At 68.9% G+C, this 10,608-nt stretch carries 8 protein-coding genes; 2 read left to right on the forward strand and 6 right to left on the reverse strand.

Annotation, left to right across the window (positions count from 1 at the left end; translation table 11 throughout):
• The coding region (locus ACY5KJ_RS09780) for a J domain-containing protein (protein ID WP_462203225.1) at positions 1 to 568 on the forward strand (568 nt) is incomplete at its 5' end.
• A gap of 243 nt (positions 569 to 811) precedes the next feature.
• Here the strand turns inward: ACY5KJ_RS09780 and meaB are convergent.
• The 6 genes from meaB to ACY5KJ_RS09810 form a co-directional block, all read right to left on the reverse strand.
• Entirely contained in the window at positions 812 to 1,861 is a 1,050-nt protein-coding gene (gene meaB, locus ACY5KJ_RS09785) for a methylmalonyl Co-A mutase-associated GTPase MeaB (protein ID WP_462203226.1), read from the reverse strand.
• Positions 1,862 to 1,893: 32 nt separating this feature from the next.
• The gene (locus ACY5KJ_RS09790; RefSeq protein ID WP_462203227.1) at positions 1,894 to 3,942 is read right to left on the reverse strand and encodes a protein meaA; all 2,049 of its coding nucleotides are present in this window, start codon (positions 3,940 to 3,942) and stop codon (positions 1,894 to 1,896) included.
• 1 nt (position 3,943) lies between these two features.
• Complete coding sequence (locus ACY5KJ_RS09795) at positions 3,944 to 4,453, reverse strand: MaoC family dehydratase (RefSeq protein ID WP_462188325.1); 510 nt, start codon at positions 4,451 to 4,453, stop codon at positions 3,944 to 3,946.
• A 159-nt stretch (positions 4,454 to 4,612) separates the two neighbouring features.
• Positions 4,613 to 5,812: an acyl-CoA dehydrogenase family protein gene (locus tag ACY5KJ_RS09800; RefSeq protein WP_462188324.1), complete on the reverse strand. Its 1,200-nt coding sequence runs from the start codon at positions 5,810 to 5,812 to the stop codon at positions 4,613 to 4,615.
• A 119-nt stretch (positions 5,813 to 5,931) separates the two neighbouring features.
• The gene (locus ACY5KJ_RS09805; RefSeq protein WP_462188323.1) at positions 5,932 to 6,882 is read right to left on the reverse strand and encodes an HpcH/HpaI aldolase/citrate lyase family protein; all 951 of its coding nucleotides are present in this window, start codon (positions 6,880 to 6,882) and stop codon (positions 5,932 to 5,934) included.
• 371 nt (positions 6,883 to 7,253) lie between these two features.
• Entirely contained in the window at positions 7,254 to 8,789 is a 1,536-nt protein-coding gene (locus tag ACY5KJ_RS09810) for an AMP-binding protein (RefSeq protein ID WP_462188322.1), read from the reverse strand.
• A 411-nt stretch (positions 8,790 to 9,200) separates the two neighbouring features.
• On the opposite strand from ACY5KJ_RS09810, the gene ACY5KJ_RS09815 reads away from it, so the two are divergent.
• Positions 9,201 to 10,583 (forward strand): inositol monophosphatase family protein, encoded by a 1,383-nt coding sequence (locus ACY5KJ_RS09815; RefSeq protein ID WP_462203228.1) that lies wholly within the window; start codon positions 9,201 to 9,203, stop codon positions 10,581 to 10,583.
• Positions 10,584 to 10,608: the final 25 nt, after the last annotated feature.

Raw genomic sequence — 10,608 nt, forward strand, 5'->3', positions numbered from 1 at the left:
CCTGTTCGGGGCCCGCGGCGTGACCGGGCCGATCCCCGGCGCCGATCAGGAAGCCGAGCTCGAGCTGACCGTCGAGGAGGCCTACCGGGGCGGGCGGCGTCAGATCACCCTCGCCGGCCCCGGCGGCAGCCCACGCAGCTACCAGGTCACCATCCCGCGGGGGGTGGTCGACGGCCAGCGCATCCGGCTGACCGGCCAAGGCAGCCGCGGCAGCAGGCACGGCCAGCCCGGCGACCTCTACCTACACGTGAAGATCGCGCCGCATCCACGTTACCGGCTGTCCGGACGAAACATCCACGTCCCGTTGCCGGTCACCCCCTGGGAGGCCGCCCTGGGCGCCCGGGTCCCGGTCACCACCCCCGGCGGTGAGATCAAGGTGCGCGTCCCGGCAGGATCGTCCAGCGGCCGGCGACTGCGCCTACGCGGCGCCGGCCTACCCAACCCCACCGGCCCACCCGGCGACCTGCACGCCGAGGTGTGCGTGGCGGTGCCGCCGGCCCTGACCGCCCGGGAACGCGCGCTGTTCGAGCAGCTGGCCGCCGTCTCGGCCTTCGACCCGAGAACGTGAACCCGCCCGACACCGCGCGCAGACGCGCCCAGAGGTACAGACACGTGCCCAGAGGTAGAGATGCGTTCAGAGGTTATGTCCCGTCATCGCGGGAAGGTACCGCCACGTGGACGCCAAGCCGAACACCATTTGCCCGACCTGCCACGGTCGGTGCCGCACGGTGTCCCATGTGGCGGGATTCCGGGCCGGCCGGGTTCGGACCGTGCTGGTGATCGACCCCTGCCGCTGCTGCCACGACCGCGGTTACCTGGTTGGTTTCACCGCCCCGGTGTGACCGGCGGCCAGGCCAGCGGCGGCCTGGGCGGCGAGTGCCTCGTCGAGGAGACGATCAGCCGCGGTGTGGGGGTCGAGTCCGCCGGCGACGACCTCGCCGGCGAACTGGTCGATCGCGGCTCCGGACCGCAGGTCCCCGATCCGCTCCCGCAGCCGGGCGAAGGCGATCCGCGAGATCTCGTCGACCGCGCGCCGACGCCGCCGGCGCTGCAACTGCCCCGTGCGCAGCAGCCAGTCCCGATGGGCCTCGATCGATTCGACGAGCTCGGCCACCCCCTGCCCGGTGGCGGCGACCGTCCGCACGACCTGCGGACGCCGGTCGTCCTCCCCGCGGCCGGCACCGCCCATCCGGAGCATGGCGGTGAGCTCGTTGACCGTCCGGTCCGCACCCGGCCGGTCGGCCTTGTTGACCACCAGCACGTCGGCGATCTCCAGAACGCCCGCCTTGGCAGCCTGGACGCCGTCCCCCATCCCCGGGGCGACCAGGACGAGCGTGGTGTCCGCCAGGGCGGCAATGTCCACCTCGGCCTGTCCCACTCCGACGGTCTCGATCAGGACGACGTCGAACCCGACGGCGTCGAGAACCCGCAGGGCCTGGGGCGTGGCGGTCGACAGGCCGCCGAGACTTCCGCGCGTCGCCAGCGAGCGGATGAAGACGCCCGGATCGGTGGCGTGCTCGACCATCCGGATCCGGTCGCCGAGCAGCGCGCCGCCGGTGAACGGGGACGAGGGATCGACGGCCAGCACGCCGACCCGCCGGCCCGCGGCCCGGTAGGCGCCCACCAGCGCGGAGGTGGAGGTGGACTTGCCGACCCCCGGCGCCCCGGTGAGGCCGATCACCTGCGCGCCCCCGGTGCGGGGCATCAGCAGCTGCTCGATCCGCTGCAGGTGCGGCGAGCCGTCCTCGACCATGGAGATGAGCCTCGCCACCGCGCGGCGGTTCCCCGCGACGGCGGCGGTGACGAGTTCGGTCACCGACTCGATTGACGAGCCCACCCGGGTACCATCCCCAACCGTCACGGCCACCTCACTGATCGAGCTCGCTGTCAAGCTCACTGATCGAGCTTGTTGGCGGCCCGTACGACGTCGAGGATGCCCCGGATGATGGCGGTGAGCTCGTAGTCCTTGGGCGTGAACACCGCGGCCACCCCGAGTCGGGAGAGCTCGTCCGCGTCCGCCGCGGGGATGATGCCGCCCACGATGACGGGGATCTCACCCGCCCCGGCCGCCCGCAGCCCCGTCAGCACCTGGGGCACCAGGTCGAGATGGGAACCGGAGAGCACCGACAGCCCGACGACGTGCACGTCCTCCTCGACAGCCCCGGCCACGATCTGCGCCGGCGTCAGCCGGATCCCCTGGTAGACGACCTCGAAACCGGCGTCACGGGCCCGCAGCGCGATCTGCTCGGCGCCGTTGGAATGCCCGTCGAGGCCGGGCTTACCGACCAGCATCTTCACCGGACGGCCCAGCTCGGACCCCGTGCGCGCCACCCGGGCCCGCAGCTCGTCGAGGGCGGCCCCGCCACCACCGGCGACGGTGGCCTCGCCGACCCCCGTCGGTGCCCGGTACTCCCCGAACACCTCCCGCAGCGTGTCCCCCCATTCCCCCGTCGTGACCCCGGCCCGGGCGCAGGCCAGCGTGGCGGGAACCAGGTTCGCGTCCGTCCCGGCCGCCGCCCGCAGGCCGAGCAGCGCCTCCGTCACCGCCCGGTCGTCGCGGCCGGCCCGCCAAGCCGCCAGCTCCGCGCGGGTCGCCTCCTCCAGCGCCGGATCGACCGTCTGGATCGCGGCGGAAAGATCGGCGAGCAGCGGATTCGGCTCGGTCTCGGTGAACCGGTTCACCCCGACGACAACGTCCTCACCGCTCTCGATGCGAGCCCGCCGCGCCGCCTGGGACGTCACCAGCTGCGACTTCATATAGCCGCTCTCGACCGCGGCGACGGCGCCCCCCATCTCCTGAACCCGGTCGATCTCCGCCCTGGCCGCGGCCACAAGCTGATCGACCCGCTTCTCCACCACGACCGAACCGGCGAACAGATCGTCATACTCCAGCAGATCGGTCTCATGAGCGAGGATCTGCTGAATGCGCAGCGACCACTGCTGATCCCACGGCCGGGGCAGGCCCAGCGCCTCGTTCCAGGCTGGCAGCTGCAACGCCCGACACCGCGCGTCCTTCGACAGCGTCACCGCCAGCGCCTCCAGCACAATCCGGATGATGTTGTTCTCCGGCTGGGCCTCGGTCAGCCCCAGCGAGTTGACCTGCACCCCGTACCGGAACCGGCGCTGCGCCGGCTCCCGAACCCCGTACCGGGAGGTCAGCAGCTCATCCCACAACACCGTGAACGCCCGCATCTTGCACATCTCCTCCACGAAACGCTCTCCGGCGTTGACGAAGAAGGAGATCCGACCACACACCTCACCCATCCACTCCGCATCCGCCGGCTCCAGCTCCCCGCGGTCCGCGCCCGCCCGGCCTACCGGGATCCCCCGCGCGGCGGCCACGGCATCGAGCACCGCGATCGCCGTGCACATCGAATAGGCCAGTTCCTGAACCGGCGTGGCCCCGGCCTCCTGCAGGTGATAACTGCAGATGTTGATCGGGTTCCAGCGGGGCAGCTCGGCCACCGTGTAGGCGATCAGGTCGGTGATCAGGCGCAGCGACGGGCCCGGCGGGAAGACATAGGTCCCCCGCGACAGATACTCCTTGATGATGTCGTTCTGGGTCGTCCCGGCCAGCTCCGCCGGATCGGCCCCCTGCTCCTCCGCGACCACCTGGTACAACGCCAGCAGCCACATCGCGGTGGCGTTGATCGTCATCGACGTGTTCATCCGCGCCAGCGGAATCCCGTCGAACAACCGCCGCATGTCACCGAGATGCGCGATCGGCACCCCTACCCTGCCCACCTCGCCACGGGCAAGGGCGTGATCCGGGTCGTAGCCCGTCTGCGTGGGCAGATCGAACGCCACCGACAGCCCGGTCTGCCCCTTGGCCAGATTGCGCCGATACAGCGCGTTACTCTCGGCCGGGCTCGAATGCCCGGCATAGGTGCGGATGATCCACGGACGGTCCCGCTTTGTCTCCGCTCGGCCCGCGCCCGCCATCTCAGCCTTCCGTCCGGGGTTCCGGCCGGCCAGGCTGCTCGCCGCCGCGCGCCTCGCCGTAGGCCCGCTTGGGCACCATGACCTTGCGGCGGTAGATGCAGACGAGGACGCCGTCCTGGTTGTAACCGCGGGTTTCGACGGTGACGATCCCGCGGTCGTCCTTGCTCTTCGACTCGACCTTGTCGAGGACGGTGGACTCGCCGTAGATCGTGTCACCGTGGAACACCGGCTTCACGTGCCGTAGCGACTCGACCTCCAGGTTGGCGATCGCCTTCCCGGACACGTCGGCCACCGACATTCCCAGCAGCAGGGAGTAAACGTAGTTCCCGACGACGACGTTCCGTTTGAACTGGGTGGTCTCCTCGGCGAAATGGGAGTCCAGGTGCAGCGGATGATGGTTCATCGTGAGCAGGCAGAAGAGATGGTCGTCGTACTCGGTGACCGTCTTGCCCGGCCAGTGCTTGTAAACCGCACCGACCTCGAACTCCTCGAAGTGACGCCCGAACTGCATCTGGAACTCCCTCGCCTGATCGCGGCACACTCAACTCGTCAGGGACGCACCGGCCCCTCAGGAGTCGAAATGAAATAACTTGCGCGTTTCGAACCCTCCACAGGCCTGTGACCTGCGATGATGCTCTCGATCGCGTATTTGTTACTTCATTACGTCCCCTCAGCCCGGAAGCTGGTACTCCTTCAGCAATGCCCGGCTGATGATGCGCTTCTGTACCTCGGAGGTCCCCTCTCCGATGAGCATGAAGGGGGCCTCCCGGTACAGGCGCTCGATCTCGTACTCCTTGGAGTAGCCGTAGCCGCCGTGGATCCGGAAAGCCTCGGTCGTCACCTCGTGGCAGTACTCGCTGGCAAGGTACTTGGCCATCCCGGCCTCGACGTCGTTGCGCTGCCCGTCGTCCTTCCTGCGGGCGGCGCTGACCATCATCAGATGCCCGGCCTCCACCTTGGTCGCCATCTCGGCGAGCTTGAACGCGATGGCCTGATGCTCCGCGATAGGCCGACCGAACGTCCGCCGCTGCTGAGCGTAGGCGATGCCCAGCTCAAACGCCCGGATCATAATCCCGCAGGCCCGCGCGGCGACGTTGACCCGGCCGACCTCCACGCCGTCCATCATCTGGTAGAAACCCTGGCCCCGGCCGTCCTCGCCGCCGAGGATCGCCGACGCGGGCACCCGATGGTCGACCAGCACCATCTCGGTGGTCTCGACCCCCTTGTACCCGAGTTTCTCCAGCTTTCCCGGGATGGTGATCCCGCCGTGTGTCCGGAACCCGGGTTCCTTCTCCAGGAGAAACGTCGTCATGTTCCGGTAGACCGACTGGGCGCCCTCGTCGGTCTTGACCAGGGTGGCGACGACGCCGGCGCGGGCGCCGTTCGTCAGCCACATCTTCTGGCCGTTGAGCACGTAGTCGTCGCCGTCCCGGTCGGCCCGGGTGGTGATCGCGGAAACGTCGGAGCCGCAGCCCGGTTCGCTCATCGAGAACGCCCCGCGGAGCTCGCCGGTGGCCATGACCGGGAGCAGCCGCCGTTTCTGCTCCTCCGAGCCGTGCTGGAGGATCAGGTAGGCGACGATGAAGTGGGTGTTGATGACCCCGGAGACACTCATCCAGCCGCGGGCGATCTCCTCCACGACGAGCGCGTAGGTCAGCAGGGACTCGCCGAGCCCGCCGTACTCCTCCGGGATGGTGATGCCGAACAGGCCCATCTCCTTCATCGCCTCGATGATGTCCTCGGGATACTCATCCCGATGCTCGAGGTCGTTCGCATGGGGAAGAATCTCCTTGTCGACGAAGGTCCGTACCGCCGCAAGGATGTCCCGCTGCACATCGGTCAGACCGTCGGTCTGCGCGATCCTGCCCATGTTCCGCTCCTGTCGCTGCCCCCGATGCCTGAGGGGAGAGCAGAAACGCACTCAGGCAGCGGGATGATTTCATCATGGCCACGCGCCGGGCGCGCCGATCCGCCCCGACTCGGGCGGATTCAGCCGACCGGTGGTTCGAACTTCACCGTACGCTGCATCCCCGCGGCGCGGCCCTTGCCCGCGACGACCTCGGCCATCTTCCGGCTCGCCTCGTCGATCATCTCGTCGCCGAGCATCACCGCACCGGTCAGACCGCCCGCGGCCGAGGTGTGCCAGGCATAGGCCTCCAGGATCAGCTCGGCATGGTCGTAGTCGGCCTGCCGGGGCGCGTAGATCTCGTTGGCCGCCTCAATCTGGCCTGGGTGCAGCACCCACTTGCCGTCGAACCCGAGCGCCGCGGACCTGCCCGCCACCGCCCGGAACCCGTCCACATCACGGATCTGCAGAAACGGCCCGTCGATCGCCTGCACCCCGCGGGCGCGCGCGGCCTCGAGAATCTTGAACAGCACATAGTGAAATGGGTCACCCGGATAGTCCGGACTGAGCGCCCCCACCACCAGCGACGGCATGTTCACCGACGCCATGAAATCCGCCGGGCCGAAGATGATCGTCTCGATCCGCGGGCTCGCGAACGCGATCTCCTTGACGTTCGACAGCCCCAGCGCATTCTCGATCTGCGCCTCGATCCCGATCCGGCCCACCTCGAGCCCCATGACCTTCTCGATCTGGGTGAGCAGCAGGTCCAGCCACGCCACCTGCTCCGCCGACTGCACCTTAGGCAGCATCACGCAGTCCAGGTTCGCCCCCGCGCCCTCCACCACCTCGATCACGTCGCGGTAGGTCCAGCGCGTGGTCAGGTCGTTGACCCGCACCACCCGGGTCTTCCCCGCCCAGGCGCCCTCGTTCAGCGCCGCGACCACGTTCGCCCGCGCTGACTCCTTCGCGCCGGGAGCCACCGAGTCCTCCAGGTCACAAAACACCTGATCGGCCGGCAACCCCTGGGCCTTGCCCAGCATCTTCGGCGACGAGCCGGGAACGGCCAGACACGACCGGCGCGAACGCAGCGACACGACTACCCCACATCTCTCACAGGCCGAATCTCGATGAACGGACGAACACCCAGCGGACAGGGACATCGACGCGGAACCGAGGCTTCGTCATCCGTCAGCGCGGCCCCCGCACTCCCTACCAAGGGTCTCCACAGGTCGCGACCGCCCGATCACAGGAATCGCCCGGTAGCCCGATATTAGCCCATCCGATAATCTTGGATTGTGCATCTAGGTTTTATCACAGTCCCCCACGCCGGGCATCCGATTCGCGCTCACCATGCGCGCCACATTCGTCACCTTATGTAAGGTGCAGGTAAGGTACCGGATCCGTCGGCGCAGTGCCTCGGGCGCCGTCCGCCTTCGTCCCATGGCCGGGTTCGCTTCCGGTCGGATCAGTTGACCTGGCGCTCGTGGCCCTCCCAGTACGGGGCGCGCAGCTTGAACTTCTGCAGCTTGCCGGTGGCGGTGCGGGCAAGCTGGTCGCGGAACTCCACCGAGGTGGGTGCCTTGTAGCCGGCGAGCCGCTCCTTGCAGTGCTTGATCAGCTCCGCCTCGGTCGCCGTCCGGCCCTCGGCGAGCACGACCAGCGCCTTGATCGTCTCACCCCACTTCTCGTCGGGCACGCCGATCACCGCGACCTCGGCCACCGCCGGGTGGCTGAACAGGCAGTCCTCGACCTCGATCGACGAGACGTTCTCACCGCCGGTAATGATCACGTCCTTCTTGCGGTCACTGATCGTCAGGTGGCCCTCGTCGTCGATCACGCCGCCGTCACCGGTGTGGAACCAGCCGCCCGCCAGGGCCCTGGCCGACTCCTCCGGCCGCTCCCAGTAGCCCGCCAGGACCACGTTGGAGCGGGCCAGCACCTCACCGGAGTCCGAGAGCTTGAGCGTGACGCCCAGAGCGGACGCACCCGCACGGACGAGCTTGCCCGCGCGATCCTCGGGCGGCAGGTCGTCCCACTCCACGCGGGAACGGTTGATCGTGAGCAGCGGCGAGGTCTCGGTGAGGCCGTAGATCTGGATGAACTCCCAGCCGAGCTCCTCCTCGACCCGTTGGATCGTCTTGGTGGGCGGCGGAGCACCCGCGCAGATGACCCGCACGCGGTCGCGGCCGGGGACCTCGCCGTCCCAGTCCCGGACGGCGTCGAGCACGGCGTTGACCACAGCCGGCGCGGCGCACATCACGGTGACGCCGTGCTGCTCCACGCGGCGCAGGATCTCCGGGCCGTCGATCTTGCGCAGCACCACCTGCTGGACGCCGAGACCGGTCATGCCGAACGGCATGCCCCAGCCATTGGCGTGGAACATCGGCAGCGTGTGCAGGTAGACGTCGCGGTCGGTGACACCGGCGTGCAGCGCGAAGGTGACCGCGTTGACCCAGATGTTGCGGTGGGTGATCTGCACGCCCTTGGGCCGCGCGGTCGTGCCGCTGGTGTAGTTGATCGTGGCGGTGGCGTTCTCGTCCGGCTCCCACGGCGTGGGCTCGGTGTCGAAGCGGTAGAATTCGGCGTCGCTCTCGGCGCCCAGCACGAACTTCTGCCTCGCGGTCACGCCGGAGAGCTTCTCCTCCAGCTCGGGGTCGATGAGCAGTACATCGGAGCCGGAGTGCTCGACGATGTAGCTGACCTCCTCCGGCGAGAGACGGAAGTTCACCGGGACGAGCACCCGGCCGTACCCGCTGACACCGAAGAACGACGCGAGCAGGCGGGCGCTGTTGTGCGACACGATCGCGACGCGCTCACCGTGGCCCACGCCTAAGGCGTCCAGGCCCGCCGCCTGCGCACGGGCGGTCTCACCCAGGCGAGAGTAGGTCAGGTCCGGCCACGGCTGGGCGGGCTGGTCCGGTTCATCCACGACACCGACACGTCTGCCGTACACCGCGACCGCTCGATCAAGGAAATCACGTGCACCGAAAGGCACCAACATCGCTGGCCTCCAGGGGGCTGTGGGCGGTGCTGCCGAACCTCACCGGTCGAATCGAGTGTGATCCCAAAGTGTAGGCACGGTAAACGGCGAGGGCTTGTACGCCGGCGACAGGCGCTTGCACCCACCCGCCACACGACGTCGGCGCGGGCCCGGTCAGGCCGCCGCCGTCGGTGCTGTCGAGCTGCTCGCGGTGTGGCTACGCCGGGTGGTTCGTGAGGAACAGGTTCGTTAGGAACAACTGTTTGCAATGTTCACCCAGGCAGCCTTGCGCGTTCCGGGCGGCGCAGTTGTCCGGACAAGCCGCGCGAGCATTGTGCTGGACATGCCGGGTGCGCCCGCGCACCGAGTCGTCCGCGAGTACTACATCGACGACCTGCTGACGAGCTTGGTGAGGATCGGAAGGAAACCCTGGTGTCTGCTTCTCTTCGGACAGCGACTGACGGCGACATCGATCGCCTGGCCGGCTTGCTTGCCACCGGCCACGACCTACTCGGCACACAGCCCCGCCCTCGCCTCGACAGCGGGTGGCTCCGCGGATTGCTCACCCAGCCCAGGTGGCGGGTCCTCCTCGCCGAGGACGCGGACCGGCTGCTTGGGGCCGCGGTCCTCGATGCTTCTTCCTGCTGGACCCGACTGCCCTCCGCGGCGCGCCTTGAGGCACTCGTGATCGCTCCCGAGACGCCGGCCGGCGTCGCCGAGACACTCGTGAGGGCTCTGGACCGGCAGGCCGCTTTACTGAGGTGCACCACGCTCGTCGTGTCCGGTTCGGTCGGTACCGAGCTTGCGCGTAGGCTCGGTTTCGATCACCGCCTAGAAGGGTGGTCGGTCCGACAGCAGGCGTGGGGGGACGACTCCGCTCCGCTCGCTGAGCGGTTTCTGCGGGTTGCCGCACTCGCCGCCGCCAACCACGCCACCGAAGACGCCGCACTGACCCACCTGAGCACCCTGGGGCTACCGATTGTGGGCGAAGAGCACGGCCTGGTGGGGTCGGAGCCGGCGAACGGGCAACCGTGGATAGCGATGGGCCTCCCCGACGGCAGCCTCGACTACAACACCGGCCTCACGTACAACGCCGGCCTCACGCCGTACGCCACCGCGATCGGCCTGGTGCGCGACTGCCTCCCGCTCGCCGGTCTTGTCGTGGAACACACCACGGGCAGCCGGTGGTGGGCGGTGGTCGGCGACGGGGCGTGGCTCGACGGCCGCGAGCTGTCCCCGACCGGTAGCCGGGTCGTGGCGATGGCCAGTCCGCGGACGCAGGCGGAGCTGGGTGACTATGGACATTTCGGTCGCTTCGCCCGGATCCGCGTCTCCGAGAGCACAGCCGTCGATCTTTGCCGGGTCGCCGACGGCAGCCTAGCCGCCTACGACGGGTTGCATCGCGACACCGTCCACGTCCACGACCTTGCCGGTCCGCTGGTCGTGCTTACCGAAGCCCACGCGTACGTCGCTACCGCGCAGGGCGCACCACCCGTGCTCATTGCTGATCCCGCGCCGTGCCAGCGGCTGGCCGCGGCCGGTAATGCCGACGACCTGTCGCACTTGCTGGCCGCATCGCCGAACCCGGCGCCCGCCGACACGGGCGCACCTGCTCCGCGGCCCGCGCACCTCGAGGTCGGTATCCGGACCGCCGATATCGACGACGCCCCGAGGTGGTGCGGCTGCTGCACCAAATCGGCTACCACCACTCAACCGCGCAGGTGGTCGAGCTGCTGGCGGAAATCGCGAACGACAGCCGCCAACACGTCTACCTCGCCGAGCACCAAGGCAGGGTGGTGGGCCTGCTCGACCTGAACCTACGTCGCCAGTTGCATCACTG

Source organism: Frankia sp. CcWB3, from assembly GCF_977927595.1.